Origin of the sequence: Streptomyces sp. HUAS 31 (genome assembly GCF_028198125.1) — a bacterium.
GTDB lineage: Bacteria > Actinomycetota > Actinomycetes > Streptomycetales > Streptomycetaceae > Streptomyces > Streptomyces chartreusis.
Genome location: NZ_CP116353.1, coordinates 7,228,466 through 7,249,053, shown reverse-complemented (window position 1 = coordinate 7,249,053; position 20,588 = coordinate 7,228,466). Strand labels below are relative to the sequence as shown.

General features: G+C 72.0%; 10 protein-coding genes and 1 pseudogene. 5 read left to right on the top strand and 6 right to left on the bottom strand.

Going from position 1 to position 20,588, the window contains the following annotated elements:
* Nucleotides 1-27: 27 nt before the first annotated feature.
* Complete coding sequence (locus PGH47_RS32190) at nucleotides 28-1,032, bottom strand: RNA polymerase sigma factor (protein ID WP_333938168.1); 1,005 nt, start codon at nucleotides 1,030-1,032, stop codon at nucleotides 28-30.
* A gap of 507 nt (nucleotides 1,033-1,539) precedes the next feature.
* Between PGH47_RS32190 and PGH47_RS32185 the strand changes: the two genes are divergently transcribed.
* From PGH47_RS32185 to narI, 4 genes are read left to right on the top strand one after another with little or no spacing between them, the layout of a single operon-like run.
* Entirely contained in the window at nucleotides 1,540-5,217 is a 3,678-nt protein-coding gene (locus tag PGH47_RS32185) for a nitrate reductase subunit alpha (RefSeq protein ID WP_271666285.1), read from the top strand.
* Complete coding sequence (gene narH / locus PGH47_RS32180) at nucleotides 5,217-6,839, top strand: nitrate reductase subunit beta (RefSeq protein ID WP_271666284.1); 1,623 nt, start codon at nucleotides 5,217-5,219, stop codon at nucleotides 6,837-6,839. Before PGH47_RS32185 ends, narH begins: the two co-directional genes overlap by 1 nt.
* Entirely contained in the window at nucleotides 6,836-7,459 is a 624-nt protein-coding gene (gene narJ / locus PGH47_RS32175; RefSeq protein ID WP_271666283.1) for a nitrate reductase molybdenum cofactor assembly chaperone, read from the top strand. The genes narH and narJ overlap by 4 nt, the downstream gene beginning before the upstream one ends.
* Nucleotides 7,456-8,160, top strand: a complete 705-nt coding sequence (gene narI, locus PGH47_RS32170; protein ID WP_271666282.1) for a respiratory nitrate reductase subunit gamma — start codon at nucleotides 7,456-7,458, stop codon at nucleotides 8,158-8,160. Before narJ ends, narI begins: the two co-directional genes overlap by 4 nt.
* A gap of 107 nt (nucleotides 8,161-8,267) precedes the next feature.
* Here narI and PGH47_RS32165 read toward each other — a convergent pair whose 3' ends face one another.
* The gene (locus PGH47_RS32165; protein ID WP_107907570.1) at nucleotides 8,268-8,555 is read right to left on the bottom strand and encodes a hypothetical protein; all 288 of its coding nucleotides are present in this window, start codon (nucleotides 8,553-8,555) and stop codon (nucleotides 8,268-8,270) included.
* A gap of 136 nt (nucleotides 8,556-8,691) precedes the next feature.
* Between PGH47_RS32165 and PGH47_RS32160 the strand changes: the two genes are divergently transcribed.
* Entirely contained in the window at nucleotides 8,692-9,381 is a 690-nt protein-coding gene (locus tag PGH47_RS32160; protein ID WP_271666281.1) for an amidohydrolase family protein, read from the top strand.
* A gap of 68 nt (nucleotides 9,382-9,449) precedes the next feature.
* Here the strand turns inward: PGH47_RS32160 and PGH47_RS32155 are convergent, their stop codons facing one another.
* The 4 genes and pseudogenes from PGH47_RS32155 to PGH47_RS32140 all read right to left on the bottom strand — a co-directional run.
* Entirely contained in the window at nucleotides 9,450-9,893 is a 444-nt protein-coding gene (locus PGH47_RS32155) for a hypothetical protein (protein ID WP_271666280.1), read from the bottom strand.
* 141 nt (nucleotides 9,894-10,034) lie between these two features.
* Complete coding sequence (locus PGH47_RS32150; protein ID WP_271666279.1) at nucleotides 10,035-10,526, bottom strand: pyridoxamine 5'-phosphate oxidase family protein; 492 nt, start codon at nucleotides 10,524-10,526, stop codon at nucleotides 10,035-10,037.
* 106 nt (nucleotides 10,527-10,632) lie between these two features.
* Nucleotides 10,633-17,187 carry a type I polyketide synthase gene (locus PGH47_RS32145; RefSeq protein WP_271666278.1) on the bottom strand — a complete coding sequence of 2,185 codons (6,555 nt, stop codon included), beginning with the start codon at nucleotides 17,185-17,187 and terminating at the stop codon, nucleotides 10,633-10,635.
* A gap of 70 nt (nucleotides 17,188-17,257) precedes the next feature.
* Nucleotides 17,258-20,557: pseudogene (locus PGH47_RS32140) on the bottom strand (type I polyketide synthase); the annotation flags it as partial.
* Nucleotides 20,558-20,588: the final 31 nt, after the last annotated feature.

The window sequence follows — 20,588 nt, the reverse complement described above, 5'->3', positions numbered from 1 at the left end:
GCCCGGAGTCGCGGCCGAAGGTCGTCGTCAGAGGTCGTCGAGATAGTCCCGCAGCGCCTGGGAGCGGGACGGGTGGCGGAGCTTGCTCATCGTCCTGGTCTCGATCTGGCGGATGCGTTCGCGGGTGACGCCGTAGACCTGGCCGATCTCCTCCAGGGTCCGGGGGCGGCCGTCGGTGAGCCCGTAGCGAAGGGCGATGATGCCGGCCTCGCGGGCGGTCATGCCGGTCAGCAGGTCGCGGATGGCGTCCTGGAGGAGGTGGTGGGTGACGGACTCCCAGGGGGAGGGCAGGTCGGTGTCCTCGATGAGGTCGCCGAACTCGCCGTCGCCGTCGTCGCTCAGGGCGGCGTGCAGGGAGACCGGTTCCCTGGTGTAGGCGTCGATCTCGACGAGCCGCTCCACCGGTATCTCGGCCTTCGCGGCGAGTTCCTCGGGGGTCGGCATGATGCCCGTGTCCTGCATCAGCTCCCGGCGCGCGCGTGCCACCCGGTTGATGATCTCGACGGTGTGCACGGGGATCCGAATGGTGCGGCTCTGGTCGGCGAGGGCCCGGGTGACGGCCTGCTTGATCCACCAGGTCGCGTAGGTGGAGAACTTGAAGCCCTTGGCGTAGTCGAACTTCTCCACCGCCCGGATGAGCCCGGCGTTGCCCTCCTGGACGAGGTCGAGGAAGTCCAGACCGCGGCCGGTGTACCGCTTGGCCACGGAGACGACGAGACGGAGGTTGGCCTCGGTCAGGTGCGCCTTGGCCCGCCGGCCGTCCTCGATGAGGAACACGAGCTCCTCCGCGTGACGCCCGGGCCGCCCCTCCGCCAGGAGCCGCTCGGCGTACAGACCGGCCTCGATGCGTCTTGCGAGGTCCACTTCCTGGTCCGCGGTGAGCAGCCGGACCCGGGCGATGACGCGCAGATAGTCCTTCACCGGGTCGGTGCTGCCGCCCTGGCCTTCGAGCTGCGGCCGCGGACCGTCGGTGTCGTCGTCGGACGGCGTCGGCGGTGCCGTGTGCGCGCCGTCCCGTTCCAGGACGCTCATGTGGCCTCCCTCCGCGGACGGCAGGGGAATTGCGGAAACCGCGCCGAACGCCAAGTCCGGCCTGCCGAACCGGAAACGTCGACGAATGGGATCAGCGCGCCTCCGGGCAATTCCGCGGACCCGTCAGGGAGATTGTGCTGCCGGGCACCTTTGACGACGCTTCGACTGCTCACTCATTCGAGGCTACCACCGCGATTCCGCCGCAGACGGTCGTCCGGAAGCCGCTATTCGCTGTGATGAACCTCGCGCTTGACAGGCGTTTCGAGGGTGTGGGCAATGAAACCGAGCGGCGGCTCATTTCGCCTCTCGTCGCCCCTGCGCCCCTTGACCGAAACCCTTCTAAGCCATTTGCAAAGGGAATCAAAAAATAGTTTCTAGATACATCAAGGTGGCCTGAAAGAGATCCGCACAGCAGGCCCCCGAGGCGCATCCTTGCCTTCGTTCGCCGACATGAACGTGCCTGAGGCGACCGCTTCGGCACGCCGAGCCCCGAGGGGGTCACAGGGCGTGGGACGTGGCAGGGCAAGCGCGGAAAAGATCGCCGCGGAGGCGGCCGAACGGCTCCTCGCGGCCGGTCGGTTGCTCCAGCGGGCGCCGACCACACCGGAGGGGCGCGCGGTCTTCCGCACGGACCAGCAGGTCAACGACGCGCCGTACCGGGAGCGCTGGGCGCACGACAAGGTGGTGCGCTCCACCCACGGCGTGAACTGCACGGGCTCGTGCTCGTGGCAGGTGTACGTCAAGGACGGACTGATCACCTGGGAGACACAGGCGACCGACTACCCCTCGACGGGCCCGGACCGCCCCGACTACGAGCCCCGCGGCTGCCCGCGCGGCGCGTCGTTCTCCTGGTACACCTACTCGCCGACCCGGGTCCGCTACCCGCATGCGCGGGGTGTGCTGATGGAAATGTTCCGTGCGGAGAAAAGCCGTGCGGGAGGGGATCCCGTGGCGGCGTGGGCGGAGATCACCGGGGACCCGGACAAAAGGCGCCGCTATCAGTCGGCGCGCGGCAGGGGCGGCCTGGTCCGGATCGGCTGGGACGAGGCGCTGGAGATCGCCGCCGCCGCGCATGTGCACACGCTGCTGGAGTACGGGCCCGACCGGATCGCCGGATTCTCGCCGATCCCGGCGATGTCGATGGCCTCGCACGCGGTCGGCGCCCGCTTCCACGCGCTCATCGGCGCGCCGATGCTGTCGTTCTACGACTGGTACGCCGATCTGCCGATCGCCTCGCCGCAGGTCTTCGGCGACCAGACCGACGTACCCGAGTCGGGCGACTGGTGGGACGCGGCCTATCTGATGCTGTGGGGCTCCAATGTGCCGGTGACACGGACCCCGGACGCGCACTGGATGGCCGAGGCCCGCTATCGCGGTCAGAAGGTCGTCGTGGTCTCGCCGGACTACGCGGACGCGACGAAGTTCGCCGACGAGTGGTTGCATCCGCATCCGGGCACCGACGGCGCGCTCGCGATGGCCATGGGCCACGTCATCCTGCGCGAGTGTTTCGTGGAGCGGAGGGTGCCGTACTTCACCGACTACGTCAGGCGGTTCACCGATCTGCCGTTCCTCGTCGCCCTCGACGAGCACGAGCACGAGCACGGGCAGGGGCAGGGGTGGGAGACGGCCACCCACACCCCCGGCGCCTTCGTGACCGCCCGGGACCTCGATCTCGCCCGGACCGCCGACGCCGCGGCGCGGCGCTGGATGCCGGTGTTCTACGACAGGGTGTCCGGCGGTCCCCTCGTGCCGAACGGCACGCTGGGCGACCGCTGGGGCAAGGCCGGTGAGGGCCGCTGGAATCTGGACCTCGGCGACGCCGAACCCCTGCTGACCTTCCACCGCCGCCCCGGCGCGACCCATGCCGAGGTGGTGCTCCCCCGCTTCGACGAGGCCGGCGCGACGGTGCGGCGCACGGTGCCGGCGGTGCGGCTCGGCGACCGGCTGGTGACGACGGTGTTCGATCTGATGCTGGCCCAGTACGGCGTGGGACGCGAGGGGCTCGGGAACTCCCGGCCGGTGCCGTACGAGGACGCGGCCACGCCCTGCACCCCCGCCTGGCAGGAGGCGATCACCTCGGTGTCCGCCGGGGCGGTGGTGCGGGCGGCACGGGAGTTCGCGCGGACCGCCGAGCAGACCCGGGGCCGCTGCATGATCGTGATGGGCGCGGGCACCAACCACTGGTTCCACTCCGACACGATCTACCGCTCGTTCCTGTCCCTGCTGCTCCTCACGGGCTGTCAGGGCGTCAACGGCGGCGGCTGGGCGCATTACGTCGGCCAGGAGAAGGTCCGCCCGTACGCCGGGTGGCAGCAGCTGGCCACCGCCTCCGACTGGGTGCGCCCCTCACGGCAGATGGCGGGCACGCCGTACTGGTATCTGCACACGGACCAGTGGCGCTACGAGAGTTCCGGCGCCGACGCCCTGACCGCGCCGACCGCGTCCGGCACGCTCAGCGGTCTGCACACGGCCGACCTGGTGGCCCGCTCCGTCCGGCAGGGCTGGATGCCGTCGAGCCCCACCTTCGGCGCCAATCCGCTGCGGCTCGGCCGGCGCGTGCACGAGGAGGGCGTCGACCCCGCGGACTGGGTGGCCCGCGAGCGGGAGGCGGGCCGTCTGTCCTACGCCTGCGAGGACCCCGACGACCCGGCCAACTGGCCACGGGTGCTGACGGTCTGGCGGGCCAACCTCATCGGCTCGTCGGCGAAGGGCAACGAGTTCTTCCTGCGGCATCTGCTGGGCGCGTCCGACAACGCCGCCGCCGAGGAGACACCGCCCGGGCTGCGGCCCCGGGAGGTGACGTGGCGGGAGAGGGCACCGCGCGGCAAGCTCGACCTGCTGCTCGCGCTGGACTTCCGGATGACGTCCACGACCCTGTTCGCCGACCTGGTGCTGCCGGCGGCCACCTGGTACGAGAAGCACGACCTGTCCAGCACGGACATGCACCCCTACGTCCACGCCTTCTCCCCGGCGATCAGCCCGCCGTGGCAGGCGCGCACGGACTTCGAGATCTTCCACGGGCTCGCCGCCGAGGTGGCCCGGCTGGCCGCGGGGCGCCTGGAGCCGGCCCACGACCTCGTGGCCACGCCGCTCCAGCACGACACCCCCGGGGAGGCGCCGCCCGACGGGCCGACCGCCCCGCAGTTCACCCTCGTCGAGCGGGACTACACGGCGATCGCCGACCGGATCGCCGCGCTCGGTCCGCTTGCCGAGGAGCAGGGCATGACGGTGAAGGGCGTGACCGTGCGACCGACGCAGGAGGCGGGCCGGCTCGCCGCGCGGTGCGGCACGGCGGCCCGTGGCCCGGCGCGCGGGCGGCCCCTGCTGGACACGGACGTCAAGCTGTGCGAGGCGATCCTCGCCCTGTCGGGCACGACCAACGGCCGTCTCGCCGCCGAGGGTTTCGAGCGGCTCGCCGAGCGGTGCGGCGCGGACACCGGCCTCGCGGAGCTGGCGGCGTCGGTGGCCGAGCGGCGGGTGGAGTTCTCCGACACCCAGGCCCGTCCGGTGCAGGTCGGCGCGAGTTTCGAGTGGTCGGGCAAGGAGGCCCCGGACCGCCGGTACTCGCCGTTCACGATCAACACCGAGCACTTCAAGCCCTGGCACACGCTCACCGGGCGGCAGCAGTTCTATCTGGACCATCCGTGGATCGCGGAGTTCGGGGAGCAACTGCCCGTGTACCGGCCGCCGTTGGACATGACGTCGGACGTGCGCGAGGAGGACGGCCGCTCGGTGACCGTCCGCTATCTCACCCCGCACTCGAAGTGGTCCATCCACTCCGAGTACCAGGAGAACCTGTTGATGCAGACCCTGGCCCGGGGCGGGCCCGTCATCTGGATCGGCGTGGACGACGCCGCCGCGATCGGCGTCACGGACAACGACTGGGTGGAGGCGGTCAACCGCAACGGCGTCGTGGTCGCCCGCGCGGTCGTCTCCCACCGCATGCCGCCCGGCACGGTGTTCATGTACCACGTGCAGGAACGCCTGGTGAACGTCCCCAGGTCCGAGGCCACCGGCCGGCGCGGCGGCGTCCACAACGCCCTCACCCGCCTGCTGATCAAACCGACCCATCTCATCGGCGGCCACGCCCAGTTGTCGTTCGCGCCCAACTACTACGGCCCGACCGGCAACCAGCGCGACGCGGTCACCGTCATCCGCCGCCGCTCACAGGAGGTCGACTACTGATGCCGCAGGGCGAGACCACGGTCGGACGCGTCATGGCCCAGGTGGCGATGGTGATGAACCTCGACAAGTGCATCGGCTGCCACACCTGCTCGGTCACCTGCAAACAGACCTGGACCAACCGGTCGGGCACCGAGTACGTGTGGTTCAACAACGTCGAGACCCGTCCCGGCCAGGGTTATCCGCGCTCCTACGAGGACCAGGACAGGTGGAAGGGCGGCTGGCGGCTCAAGCACGGCCGGCTGGTGCCGCGCAGCGGCGGCCGCGCCCGGCGCCTGGCCCGTCTCTTCGCCAACCCCGAGCTCCCCTCGCTCGACGACTACTACCAGCCCTGGACGTACGACTACGAGAACCTGATCGGTGCCCCGCTCGGCGACGACGTCCCCACGGCTCCGCCCCGCTCCCTGATCGACGGCCGTCCGACGCAGGTGACATGGGGCCCGAACTGGGACGACGACCTGGGCGGCGGACCCGAGCACATCGCCGGCGACCCGGTGCTCAGGCGGATGAACGAGCGGGTGCGGCTGGAGTACGAGCAGGCGTTCATGTTCTATCTGCCGCGGATCTGCGAGCACTGCCTGAACCCGTCCTGCGTGGCGGTGTGCCCCTCCGGGGCGCTGTACAAGCGGATCGAGGACGGCATCGTCCTGGTCGACCAGGACCGCTGCCGGGGCTGGCGGATGTGCGTGACCGGATGCCCGTACAAGAAGGTGTACTTCAACCACGCCACCGGCAAGGCGGAGAAGTGCACGATGTGCTACCCGCGCATCGAGGCCGGTCAGCCCACCGTCTGCTCCGAGACCTGCGTCGGCCGACTGCGCTATCTCGGGGTCGTCCTCTACGACGCCGACAAGGTCGGCGAAGCCGCCGCGACCGCCGACGAACGGGACCTGTACGAGGCGCAGTTGGGCTGCTTCCTCGACCCCGAGGACCCGGTCGTGCAGCGGGCCGCCGAGGACGCCGGCATCCCGCACGACTGGATCACCGCCGCCCGGCGCTCCCCCGTGCACGCGCTGATCAGCCGGCACCGGGTGGCGCTGCCGCTGCATCCGGAGTACCGGACGATGCCGATGGTCTGGTACGTCCCGCCGCTGTCGCCGGTCGTGGAGTCCCTGACCGCCACCGGCCACGACGGGGAGGACCCGGCGAAGCTGTTCGCGGCGATCGACTCCCTGCGCATCCCGCTGGAGTACCTGGCGGGCCTGTTCACCGCGGGTGACGTGGCGCCCGTGGAGGCGGCGCTGTGCAGGCTGGCGGCGATGCGCTCCCACATGCGGCGCGTGAACCTCGGCGAGGAGCAGGACCCGGCGATCGCCCGCTCGGTCGGGATGGACGCGGAGGGCATCGAGGCGATGTACCGGCTGCTCGCCCTCGCCAAGTACGACGAGCGCTATGTCATCCCCACCGGCTACACGGCCGAACTGCCCGGGGACGACGCCGACGCCGGGTGCAGTCTGGACGGCCACGGCGGTCCGGGCATGTACGCGCCGGACACCTTCCACGCCCCGCCGGGTCCGGAACCCGAGCATGCCGGGGCGTCCCTTCGCGGCCGTGTCAACCTCCTGAACTGGAACGGGCGCGGACGCCCCGACGGCCTCTTCCCTGGCGGCGAGGAGCGGACATGAGGACGACGCTGATCCACCAGGCGGCCTCGCTGCTCCTGCTGCACCCGGGCCCCGACTGGCCACGGCGGCTGCGTCTGGTCACCGACAGCCTGGCCGGCGTACCGGGAGCGGACACCGAGCCGCTGTCCCGGTTCTGCGCGGCGACGGCCGGGGTCGCGGACCTGGAGCTGTCGGCGCGGTACGTGACCACCTTCGACCGCAGCCGCCGGCGGACGCTGCACCTGACGTACTACACGGACGGCGACACCCGGCGCCGCGGCCGGTCCCTGCTGGCCTGGCGGGAGTTGTACCGCGCCCACGGCTGGCAGCCGCCCACGGACGAACTGCCCGACTTCCTGCCGCTGGCCCTGGAGTTCGCCGCCCGCTGTCCCGAGCCCGGCCGCAGGGCGCTGCTTGACCATCGCGCGGCGCTGGAGCTCCTGCGCCTGGCGCTGCGCGAGCACCGCAGCCCGTACGCCGACGTCCTGGAAGCCGTCTGCCGGACGCTGCCCGGTGCCTCGCCCGCCGACCGGGCCGCCGCCCTGCGCCTGGCCCGCTCGGGCCCGCCCGTCGAGACGGTCGGTCTGCTGCCGTTCCCCCATCGTCCGTCGTCGCCGCACGCGCAGGAGCCCGCCCGGTGAAGCATCTGCACATCGCCCTGTGGGGCGTACTCCCCTACCTGGTTTTCACCGTCCTGGTCGCCGGGACCGCCTGGCGCTACCGCTACGACCGCTTCGGCTTCACCACCCGCTCCAGCCAGTTGCACGAGCACCGTCTGCTGAGTGTCGGCGGGCCGCTGTTCCACTTCGGACTGTTCTTCGTGGCGGCCGGGCACGCCATCGGCCTGCTGGTGCCGGAGTCGTTGACCGAGCGCGTCCATGTGCACGAGTGGCTGTACCACGCCAACGCCCTGGTCGTCGGCGGGACCGCGGGCCTCGCCACCCTCGCGGGCCTGGCGGTCCTGCTGTACCGGCGGCTGCGCGTGCCCGCCGTCCGGGCCGCGACGAGCCGCAGCGACCGCGCGGTGTACCCGCTCCTGGCCTGCGTCCTGCTCGCCGGGCTCACCGCGACGGCGACGACGCTGCGACCGGACTCCTACGACTACCGGCTCGGCGTCTCGGTGTGGTTCCGCTCGCTGTTGGTCCTCGATCCGAACGTCCCCGCCATGTCGGGGGCGCCGTTCGCCTATCAGCTGCACGCCCTGCTCGGCATGGCCCTGTTCGCGCTGTGGCCCTTCAGCCGTCTGGTCCACGCCTTCACGGCACCGCTCGGTTATCTGGCCCGCCCGTACGTCGTCTACCGCTCCCGGGGCACGCGCCGGACTCCGGCCGCCCACCGATGACTTGGCGGGCTCCGGAAATCCGCTCCAGGGGCCCGGGCGACAGAAGGGCGGCCGGCGCTGTGCGCCGACCGCCTCTCTGCTGCCTCTGTGGCGACGTAGGACGCGTCTCAGAAGGCGGAGTTGCTGCAGCCCATCTCCGAACCGAGGTGGGTGCTCTGGCTGGCCGGGTTGCCCTCACCGTTGAGGCCGTTGCCCAGCACGCCGTTGAGGATGCCGACCACACCGAGGATGTCGATGTTCAGGTCGTGGGACTTGCACTGGGTGCTCTGCTGGACTTTGTACGCGTTGCCCTGGCCGTCGCCGTCCATGCCCGCGGCGTGGGCGGAACCGACGGACAGGACTCCGACGCTGCTGAGGGCGGCGACCAGGACGGCGGCCTTACGAAGCTTGTGCATGTCATCTCCGGTGAAGCGAGGTGGATGCGATACGTGAAGGATCGACTCCTTACCGGGAGTGGACATTAGTGAGAAATGCCCCAAATAATCCTTTGACGCGCCGGGTTTCTCGATCTCGCGCGAGATCGCCACCGGAATGCTGTCGTACGCCGCACCGCTCGCCGGCCCCGACGATCCCGCCACCGCACGCGAGGTGGCCCGGAGCGTCAACGAGTTCGCGGCCGAGCTGGTGAAGAACCGGCCCGACCGCTTCGGCCACTTCGCCGTCCTCCCGCTCCCGGACGTGGACGGCGCGCTCGCCGAGGCGGCGCACGCCCTCGACGAACTGGACGCGGACGGCGTCCTCGTCCTCTCCAACGCGCACGGCCGCTATCTGGGCGACCCGGCGTTCGAGCCGCTGTGGGCCGAACTCGACGCCCGCTCCGCCGTGATCCTGGTCCATCCGACCGCGCCGCCGGGCCCTCCACTGGCGGATGTGCCGCTTCCGCTGGTCGACTTCCCCTACGACACGACCCGCGCCGCACTGCACATGACCGTGCGGGGCGTGCCGCGCCGGTACCCCCGGATGCGGATGATCCTGCCGCACGCCGGCGGCTTCCTGCCGTACGCCGCCCAGCGCTTCGCCCTCGCCGCCCGACTGCACACGGACGCCACCGGCGACGGCGGCGGCACGACACCCGAGGACTTCCTGACGGACCTGCGGCGCTTCTACTTCGACACCGCGCTGGACGCCTACCCGAACTGGGAGCCGGGCCGGCTCCACGCCATCGATCGCGGCAACGCCGAACTTCTGATCCCCCGGCCGGCCCGGACACCCGTGCCGTGACCGCGGGCGGGCCGCCGCACTCAACTGCGCACGCGCGGCCGGGCTATGCCGACGTTCGGATCTGCCCTTCAGAAGGTGTCGCGCCAGTCGCGTGAGCCCGCCGTCGGCGTCGCCGTGCCCGCGGTGACGCGGCGGTAGGCGGCGCGGGCGTGGACGATCCTCGCCAGGATCGTGCCGACGAGGCTCGCGGTGAACAGGCAGGCGAGCCAGACGGTGTCGCGGGAGCCGGTCCAGGTGAGGGTGCCCGCGGGCGGGATCGCGAAGCCGTTGAGGAACAGCCAGCACAGCAGCGCCGTGCCCGGGGCCGCGGTGAAGCGGGCGCACAGTCCCAGCAGGGCGGCCAGCAGGGACAGCCCGGCCAGGGCGAATCCGGGTCGGTCCGGGCCTATGAGGAGGTTGTGCATCGCCACCAGGAGCAGAGCGCCGCCGAAGGCCGTGGCCCACACCAACGGCGTGGCCACGGGGCGGGGCACGGGCCTTGCCTCGACGCTGAGGGACACCCACCGGATCATGCAGACAGTTCCTTTCCGTCCTCCCCGATGCCCCGGCAGCCCATCGCTCGGTCACTCGGAACCCGGACGTGGATTGTCCCACCCGGCCCGGCTCCCCTGGGTAGCACCTATCCGGACGTGCGCGGCCTCGGGCGCCGCCCCTCAGGCCGGGGGGTCGACCGCCCAGATACGGCTGCGCAGGTCCGAGCCGCGCACGACCTGCACGCGCCAGGGGTCGATGCGCAGCAGCTGGTAGTCGGGGCTGTCGGGGCCGCCGCTCCAGTAGAGGTGCGGGTCGTAGCCGACGCCCGGGGGGCTGGTGCGGCGGTACAGCTCCCAGGCGCGCAGTTTGGTGTCCCGGTCGTCCACCCAGGCCGAGACGCCGTCGACGAACAGCGCGTCCTGGCAGGGGTGCCAGTAGGCGTACGTCGTATGGGGGTTGTTGGCCAGGTGGGCCGCCTTGACGGGGGTCCGGAAGACCGCGAGCCAGCCGACGGGGCGCTCCTCGACGGTCTCCCAGACGGGCTGGACGACCCGGGCCCGGGGCCGGTTGCGGCGGTCGACGGTGATCATCGTGCAGTAGACCGTCTGCTGGACGTACTTGACGAAGGCGGCCTCGATCTCGGAGAACGAACGCACCTGTGCGGCGCCCATGGCGGTACCTCGGATTCGCGGATGTGGGAAACGGGGCTGGCCGCCCGGCCGCGCGCGGAGAGCGGCCGGGCGGCCGGTGGTGTCGGAAGGGGGGCCGGTCGCACGGTCAGGGGGCGGGCGGGAAGTGCCCCTCCTGGACGAAGAAGTCGACGTATCTGCCGAAGAGTTCGCGGGTCAGCGGCGGGCAGACGATGTCCGTGCCGGCCAGTGCCGTCTCGGTCTCGGTCGTGTCGATGGGCGGATAGAAGCCGTCGGTGTCGGACGTCATCAGCTCGAAGGCGTGCAGCAGCGGCAGCAGGGCGTTGTCCCGGTCGGACCGCACCGCGGCGCTCCACTCCTCGCGGCCCGTCTCGTCGAGCCGGTAGCCGAGGTCGCGCAGGTACGACACACAGTCCGCGAGGCTGAGCGAGGTCCGGTTGAACAGGTGGAAGGTGCCGCCGGCCGGCTCGCGCCGGGAGATGCCGACGACGGCGGCGCTGACGTAGTCGACGGGCAGCAGGTGGAAGCGGCCGTCGACGCCGGCCGGTGCTGCCTGCGCCTGGAGGAGGCCCTTGAGGCTGAGCCAGACGAAGTCGCGGGTCTGGCAGGCGCCGTTGCGGGTGTCGCCGGAGATGACGTCGACGCGGTGCACGGACACCGGCAGGCCCCGGTCCCGGGCGAGCCCGACGAGTTGCTCGGCGACCCACTTGGACTGGAGGTAGCCGCTGGGCAGCCGCTCGGCGGGGCCGGTCGGGTCGGTCACCTTCAGCGGGACGCCCGGTGTGACCGGGCCGTCGAAGACACCGACCGTGGAGATGTAGTGCACCGGGACCGTGCGGTGGCGGGCCGCCAGGCGCAGGATCTCCCGGGTGCCGTGGACGTTGGCGGCGCGCAGTGCCTCGTAGGGGTGGAGCCAGTGCACGGTGGCGCCCGCGTGGTAGACCGCGTCCACGCTGCGGGCGAGGCCGTCGAACCGCTCCTCGGTCAGGCCGAGCCGTTCGTCGGCCAGGTCGCCGGCGAGCACCCGCAGGCGGCTCTCGTCGATCTCGTCCCAGACGCGGTACCAGGCCAGGCTGGACCGCAGCCGCTGATACGCCGTCCGGTCGTCGGCGCCGCGGACCAGGCAGTGGACGCGCGCTTTCGTGGTGCGCATCAGGTCGCGCAGCAGGAACGCGCCGAGGAACCCGCTGGCGCCGGTGACCAGGATGTCGGCCGGGTCGGTGACGGTGCGGACGACCTCGTCGGCCGGGCGGATGTCGGCGGGCAGGTCCAGGTCGGCGGCGTAGTCGAGGGCGGGGGCCTGCGCCGACGGGGCGGCGGTGTCCCCGGACGCGAGGAGTTCGGTGCGCAGGTAGGTCGCCAGGGCCCGGGGCGTCGGGCGGTCGAAGACCAGGGTGGCCGGCAGTCGCAGGCCGGTGAGCGTGGCGAGCCGGTTGCGCAGTTCGACCGAGGTGAGCGAGTCGAATCCGCTGCTCTGGAGGGGGCGTTCGGGGTCGGTGCCGGTGGTGTCGGTACGGCCGAGGACCCGGGCGATCTCCGCCGCCACGGCGTCCAGGACGATCTTGTGCTGTTCCGTCTCGTCGAGCCCGGCGAGACGGTCGGCCAGCGCGGGCCCGGCCTCGTCCGCACCCCGCGCCGCCGCCCGGACCGGTACCCGCACCAAGGACCTGAGCAGCGCCGGAACCTGCGGCTGGCGGCGCAGGACCGGGAGGTCCAGGGGGGTGGCCACGAGGTACGGCCGGCCGCTGTCCAGGGCGAGGTCGAACAGGGCGGTGCCCAGCTCCTCGGGGACGGTACGGAAGCCGCTGCGGGCGATCCGCTTCAGGTCCGTTTCGCTGAGGCCGCCGGTCAGCCCGGTCGCCTGCTCCCACAGACCCCAGGCGATGGACGTGGCGGGCAGTCCCGACGCGGCGCGGTGCGCGGCGAGGGCGTCCAGGTGGGCGTTGGCGGCGGCGTAGGTGGACTGGCCGGGCCCGCCGATGGCGGCGGCCACGGACGAGAAGAGCACGAACGCCGTCAGGTCCGCGTCCCGCGTCAGCTCGTGCAGCGTCCAGGCCGCGTCGGCCTTCGGCCGCAGTACGGCGTCGAGCCGGTGCGGCGTCTGCGCGGCGATAACACCGTCGTCGAGGACGCCCGCGGTGTGGACGACACCGCGCAGCGGGTGCTCGGCCGGGATCGCCGCGAGGACGTCCGCGAGGGCGGCGCGATCGGCGACATCGAGGGCGGCCACGGTCACGGCCGCTCCGAGGGCGCGCAGTTCGGAGCACAGCTCCGCGGCGCCCGGGGCGTCCGGACCGCGCCTGCTGACCAGCAGCAGCCGGCGCACACCGTGACGGGCGACCAGGTGGCGCGCGAAGTGGGCGCCGAGCGAGCCGGTGCCGCCGGTGATCAGGACGGTGCCGGCGGGGTCCCAGACCGTGGCCCCGTCGGCCTTCGGTTCCGGTGTGCGCAGCAGACGCGGCAGGTGCACGCGAAAGCCGGGGCCGGTCGTACGGATCGCGGCCTGCGGTTCCCCTGAGGCGACCACCGCGGACAGCGCGTCCTGGCCGACGTCGGCGTCCGCGTCCACCAGGACGATCCGCCCCGGCGCCTCCGACTGCGCCGAGCGCAGCAGGCCCCAGGCCGCCGCGGCGGCGGGGTCGGTGACGTCCTCGTCGCCGGTGACCGCAACGGCCCCACGGGTCACGACCACCAACGGCGTTGCGGACAGGGCTTCTTCGGCGAGCCACTGCCGGGCGTGGGCGAGGGCGCGGCCCACGGTGTCCCGAGCGGCGTCCTGCGCGGACTGTCCGACGGGTGTCGTCAATTCCAGGCGTACGGCCCCGATCCGTCCGCCGGTCACGGCGGCCGTCACGGCGGTCACGTCCGGGTGCGTGGTGGAGCCGAGCGTGACCCAGTCCAGGGCCGCCGACGGCAGCGGCCGGGCCGTCCACTCGACGTGGTGGAGGGCGTCACGGTCGCGGGAGCGGGCGGCACGCAGCACGTCGGCGCGGACGGGGCCGACGGTCACGGCGTCGGCCACCGCGACGGTCTGCCCGGCCGGGTCGGTCAGACGTACCTCGTAGGTGTCGTCGGCGTCGGGCAGCGGGGCGAGGTGGACGCGCACGGTGTCCGCGCCGGTGGCGTACAGGCGCAGACCGCGCCACCGGGTCACGGTGTGAGGCCGGCCGGGCAGTCGGGCGGCGTACAGGGGTTGCAGCGCGGCTTCGAGCAGCGCCGGGTGGAGGCCGAAGCCTTCGAGGCGGGAGACGGGGTGATCGGAGGGCAGGGTCACCTCGGCGAAGAGGTCACCGTCTCGACGCCAGGCGCTGGTCAGGCCTTGGTACGGGGGGCCGTAGTGGATGTCGGCGGCGGTGAAGCGGTCGTAGAGGGGGGACGGGGTGGTGGATTCCGGGGTGCCGGGCGGCTTCAGGGACTCGGCACCTGTGAGGGACTCGGCGTCGGCCGGTGGCCACGGTGTGGTGGGCCCGGATTCCGTCGGCGGGACGAGCGCCGTGTCGTTCAGCAGCCCGTGCGCGTGGCGTGTCCAGGAGGCGCCGGGGTCGTCGGGCCGGGCGTGGACGGTGAGGACGCGCCGACCGGTGTCGTCCGGTTCGCCGACGCGGACCTGGAGGTGCAGGGCACCGGTGGCGGGCAGCACCAGCGGTGTCTCCACGACCAGTTCGTCGACCGACGTGCAGCCGGTCTCGTCGCCGGCCCGGACGGCCAGCTCGGCGAGGACCGCGCTCGGCACGACGGTCTCCCCGGCGAGGGCGTGCGCGGCCAGAAGCGGATCCATACGGGGCGACAGACGGGCCGTGAACAGCGCCTCGTCACGGTCCCCGGGGAACAGCGCGGCGCCGATGAGGGGATGGTCGGTGCCGTCCAGACCGAAGCCGTCGGCGTCACGGCCGCCGGCCGCGAGCGCGTCGACCCAGTACCGCTGTTGCCGGAAGGCGTACGTCGGCAGCGGGACCCGGCGGGCGCCGGTACCGGCGAAGAACGCCTTCCAGTCCACCGGCACCCCGCGCGCGTGCAGCGTGCCGATGCCGGCGACCAACGCGTCCGGTTCGGGCCGGTCGGAGCGCTGGAGGGCCTGGACGGTCATGTCGTCGCGGTCGGCGAGGACGTTCTGGGCGAGGGCGGTGAGTACGCCGCCGGGACCGATCTCGACGACGGTACGCACGCCGTGGTCGTAGAGGGTATTGACGGCGTCGGCGTAACGGACGGCCTCGCGGACCTGGGTCACCCAGTAGTCGGCAGACCGCAGATCCTCACCCTCGGCCACCCGGCCGGTGACCGTCGAGACCACACCCAGGTTCGGTGCGTCGTAACGCACCTCCTTCGCCACCGAACGGAACTCCTCCAACATCCCGTCCATCAACGGCGAATGAAACGCATGCGACACCTCAAGCCGACGCACACGCCGACCCGAGAGCGCGCTGAGAACCTGCTCGACCGCGTCCTCCGCACCCGACAGCACCACGGCCGAGGGGCCGTTCACCGCAGCCACGCCCACCGCGTCACCACGATCACCGATCGCGGCCAGCACCTCCCCCTCCGTCGCCTCCACCGCGACCATCACACCGCCGGACGGCAACGCCTGCATCAACCCAGCACGAGCCGCCACCAAACGACCCGCCTCACCAAGATCCATCACCCCCGCCACATGCGCGGCCACCAACTCCCCCACCGAATGCCCAGCCACAAAATCAGGCCGCACACCCCACGACTCCACCAACCGGAACAACGCCACCTCGAAGGCGAACAGGGCAGGCTGCGTCCACCCTGTCTCCCCCAACACCGACTCATCAGCCTCGAACAACACCTCCCTCAACGACCCGCCCAACAACGGATCCAACACCCCGCACACCTCGTCCAGCGCCCCCGCGAACACCGGATACGCCGCATACAACTCACGGCCCATCCCCACCCGCTGAGCACCCTGACCCGAGAACACCACCGCCAGACCACCGGGACGGGCAGGGGTGGCGAGGCTCGTGGGGGTCTCGGTGAGTTGTCGGAGGGCGTCGACCAGCTCGTCGCGGTCGGCGCCGGTCAGGACGGCGCGACGGTCGTGCAGGGTGCGGGCGGTCGCGAGGGAGTAGGCGAGGTCGGTGGCGGACTGCTCGGGGTGGGCGGCCATGTGGTCCTGGAGTCGCCGGGCCTGGTCGCGCAGCGCGTCCTCGTCGGGTGCGGAGAGGAACCAGGGCAGGGCGGGGAGGGAGCGTTCCGGCGGCTCCGGGGCGGTGGTCGCCGCTGCCGGGGCCTCCTCCAGGATCACGTGGGCGTTGGTGCCGCTCACGCCGAACGCCGAGACGGCGGCGCGGCGCGGGGCCGCGGCGCTGGCGGGCCATTCGCGTGCCTCGGTCAGCAGCTCGACCGAGCCCGAACTCCAGTCGACCATGGGCGTGGGCCGGTCGACGTGCAGGGTCCGGGGCAGAACGCCGTGCCGCATCGCCTGCACCATCTTGATGACGCCGCCCACTCCGGCCGCGGCGACGGTGTGGCCGATGTTGGACTTCAAGGAGCCGAGGAACAGCGGACGTTCACGATCCTGGCCGTACGTCGCCAGCAACGCCTGCGCCTCGATCGGATCGCCGAGCCGCGTCCCCGTACCGTGCGCCTCCACCGCATCCACATCAGCCGCCGACAGACCCGCCGACGCCAACGCCTGCCGGATCACCCGCTCCTGCGACGGACCATTCGGCGCCGTCAGACCATTCGACGCACCATCCTGATTCACCGCACTGCCACGCACCACCGCCAACACCCGATGCCCATTACGCACCGCATCCGACAGACGCTCCACCACCAGCAGGCCCACGCCCTCCGACCAGGACGTGCCGTCTGCGGCCTCCGCGAAGGACTTGATCCGTCCGTCGGGGGCGAGTCCGCCCTGGCGCGAGAAGTCGACGAAGCCGCCGGGGGTCGCGGTGATCGTCGCGCCGCCGGCGAGGGCGAGGGTGGACTCGCCTCGGCGGACCGACTCCACCGCGAGATGCAGGGCGACCAGCGAGGACGAGCACGCGGTATCGATCGAGACGGCCGGGCCTTCGAGGCCGAAGGTGTAGGAGATGCGCCCGGAGGCCACGCTGCTGAGCTTGCCCGTCATGAGGTGGCCCTCGAGCTCGGCGGGGCCTTCGAGTCCGAGGTAGCTCTGCTCGATGACACCGGCGAACACGGCCGTACGGCTGCCGCGCAGAGTGGCGGGGTCGATGCCGGCGTCCTCGAACGCCTCCCACGCGGTCTCCAGCAGAACGCGCTGCTGGGGGTCCATGGCTCGGGCCTCGCGGGGCGAGACACCGAAGAAGTCGGCGTCGAACAGGGCTGCCCCGTCGAGGAATCCGGCCTCCCGGGTGTACGACGTGCCGGGCTCGTCACGGTCGGTGCTGTACAGCGCGTCGAGGTCCCAGCCGCGGTCCGTGGGGAACGGGCCGATGGCGTCCCGGCCTTCGGCGGCGAGGCGCCACAGGTCGTCCGGGGAGGCGACACCGCCGGGGAAGCGGCAGGCCATGCCCACGATGGCGACCGGCTCGGTGGCGGCCGACTCCAGCGTCTCGATGCGCTCGCGCGCCTTCTGAAGGTCGGCGGTGACCCACTTCAGGTAGTCGACGAGCTTCTGTTCCCTGGTCTGGTCCTGCCCGGTCCGGTCTTCCCCGGTCTGGGTCTGCTCCTGCGCGCGGGACATGTCAGCGGACATGCGGAATCAGTCTCTCCTCGGTACCGAAAGGGTGATGGTGCGGGGGCTGCGGAACGGTGAGCGCGGGGCGTCAGTCCGTGGCCCGGCCGAGCTGCGTGTCGATGAAGTCGAAGATCTCGTCCGCGGACGCGTCCGTGAGGTCTGCCGCCCCCGGAGCGGACGGCGCCTCGGCCGGGCCCGCGAGACGGTCGGCCAGTGCTCTCAGCCGCGCCGCGACGGCGGGGTCGGAGCCGTTCGCCGCGAGGGCGTCGAAGGACGCCTCCAGCCGGTCCAGTTCCTCGGTCGCGCCACGGGCCGTCACGCCCTCCGAGCCGGATGCGGCGGCCTGTGTCCGCACATGGGTCGCGAGCGCGGCGGGCGTCGGATGGTCGAAGACAACGGTGGCGGGCAGCGCGAGCCCGGTCTCGGCGCCGAGCCGGTTGCGCAGTTCGACGCCGGTCAGGGAGTCGAAGCCGAGTTCCTGGAACGGGCGGTGGGGCACGACGGCCGAGGTGTCCGGGTGCTTGAGCACCTTCGCGACCAGCTCCGTGACGAGGGTCAGCAGGTACTGCTCCCGCTGTGCCTCGCTCAGCGGGGCGAGCCGCTCGGCCAGGGGGACCGTCCAGGGTGCCTCTTCCGGGACGCGGGGCCGCCCGGCGGGCGCGGCGGGTCCGGCGTGGCCCCCGTCGACGGCGACTTCGTCGAGCCAGTACCGCTGTTGCTGGAAGGCGTACGTCGGCAGCGGGACCCGGCGGGCACCGGTACCGGCGAAGAACGCCTCCCAGTCCACCGGCACTCCGCGCGCGTGCAGCGTGCCGAGCGCTTCGACCAGGGTCTCCGGCTCGGGGCGTCCGGCACGGGTGGCGACCGTGGCGGTCAGGGCGTCGGGGTCACGGACGGCCTGGGCGGCGAGGGCGGCGAGCACACCACCGGGGCCGAGTTCGAGGATCGTGGTGACGCCCTCGGACTCCAGGGTGGTGACGGCGTCGGCGTAACGGACGGCCTCGCGGACCTGGGTCACCCAGTAGTCGGCAGACCGCAGATCCTCACCCTCGGCCACCCGGCCGGTGACCGTCGAGACCACACCCAGGTTCGGTGCGTCGTAACGCACCTCCTTCGCCACCGAACGGAACTCCTCCAACATCCCGTCCATCAACGGCGAATGAAACGCATGCGACACCTCAAGCCGACGCACACGCCGACCCGAGAGCGCGCTGAGAACCTGCTCGACCGCGTCCTCCGCACCCGACAGCACCACGGCCGAGGGGCCGTTCACCGCAGCCACGCCCACCGCGTCACCACGATCACCGATCGCGGCCAGCACCTCCCCCTCCGTCGCCTCCACCGCGACCATCACACCGCCGGACGGCAACGCCTGCATCAGGCCTGCACGAGCCGCCACCAAACGACCCGCCTCACCAAGATCCATCACCCCCGCCACATGCGCGGCCACCAACTCACCCACCGAATGCCCAGCCACAAAATCAGGCCGCACACCCCACGACTCCACCAACCGGAACAACGCCACCTCAAAAGCGAACAACGCCGGCTGCGTCCACCCCGTCTCGCTCAGCAGCGAGCCCTCCGCCTCGAACAACACCTCCCTCAACGACCCGCCCAACAACGGATCCAACACCCCGCACACCTCATCCAGCGCCCCCGCGAACACCGGATACGCCGCATACAACTCACGGCCCATCCCCACCCGCTGAGCACCCTGACCCGAGAACACCACCGCCAGACCACCGCCGGAGGGGTTGGTCGGGGTCAGGTGGTGCAGGCCGTCGAGGAGTTCGGTGGGGCCGGCGCCGACGACCGCGGTGCGATGCGGCAGGGCGGCGCGGGTGGTGGCGAGGGAGTAGGCGATGTCGAGTGGGTCGGGGGCGCCGGGGGCCGAGGCGAAGGCGTGGAGCCGTTCGGCCTGGGCGGTGAGTGCCTGGGGAGCGCGGGCGGACAGGATCCACGGCATCGCGGGCAGGGTGCGCCCTTCCGTGGTCTCGGCGGGCGGGTCGGCCAGGGCCTCCTCAATGATCACGTGGGCGTTGGTGCCGCCGAATCCGAAGGAGGAGACACCCGCGCGGCGCGGCTCGCCGTTCCGGGCGGTCCATTCACGTGCCTCGGTCAGCAGCTCGACCGAGCCCGTGTCCCACTCCACGAACGGCGACGGCTCGTCGGCGTGCAACGTCTGCGGCAGCACACCGTGCCGCATCGCCTGCACCATCTTGATCACACCACCGACACCCGCAGCAGCCTGCGCATGCCCGATGTTCGACTTCAAGGAGCCGAGGAACAGCGGACGTTCACGATCCTGGCCGTACGTCGCCAGCAACGCCTGCGCCTCGATCGGATCGCCGAGCCGCGTCCCCGTACCGTGCGCCTCCACCGCATCCACATCAGCCGCCGACAGACCCGCCGACGCCAACGCCTGCCGGATCACCCGCTCCTGCGACGGACCGTTCGGCGCCGTCAGACCATTCGACGCACCATCCTGATTCACCGCACTGCCCCGCACCACCGCCAGCACCCGATGCCCATTACGCACCGCATCCGACAGACGCTCCACCACCAGTACGCCGACGCCCTCCGACCAGGCGACACCATCGGCCCCGGCCCCGAAGGACTTGCACCGTCCGTCGGGCGACAGGCCGCGAAGTCGGGAGAACTCCAGGAAGGCCACCGGTGTCGACATCACCGTGACGCCGCCGGCCAGGGCGAGGGAGCACTCGCCGTTGCGCAGGGCGTTCACCGCGAGGTGCAGGGCGACCAGCGAGGACGAGCACGCGGTGTCGACTGAGACCGCGGGGCCCTCGAAGCCGTACGTGTAGGAGAGCCGGCCGACGGCGATGCTGCCGGCGCTGCCGCTGAACAGGTAGCCCTCGAAGTCCTCCGGGGGCAGGTGGGGGCGTGAGCCGTAGTCGTTGTACATCTGGCCGGTGAACACGCCGGTGTCGGAGCCGCGCAATGCGGTGGCGTCGATGCCGGCGTGCTCGAACGCCTCCCACGCGGTCTCCAGCAGCAGCCTCTGCTGCGGGTCGATCGCCATGGCCTCGCGCGGGGACATCCCGAAGAAGGCCGGGTCGAAGCGGTCGGCGTCGTAGAGGAATCCGCCCTCGCGGGCGTACGAGGTGCCGGTGCGGTCGGGGTCCGGGTCGTAGAGGCCGTCCACGTCCCAGCCCCGGTTGTCGGGGAAGCCGCCGACGGCGTCGGTGCCGTCGGTCACGAGGCGCCAGAGATCGTCGGGCGAGGAGACGCCGCCGGGGTAGCGGCAGGCCATGCCCACGATCGCGATCGGCTCGCGGCGCCTGTCCTCGATGTCCCGCAGCTGCCGGCGTGCCTCACGGGCATCGGCGACGGCCTTCTTGAGGTAGTCGCGGAGCTTGTCCTCGCCCGCCATGGTGTGTCAACTCCCGTGTGTCGTGTGC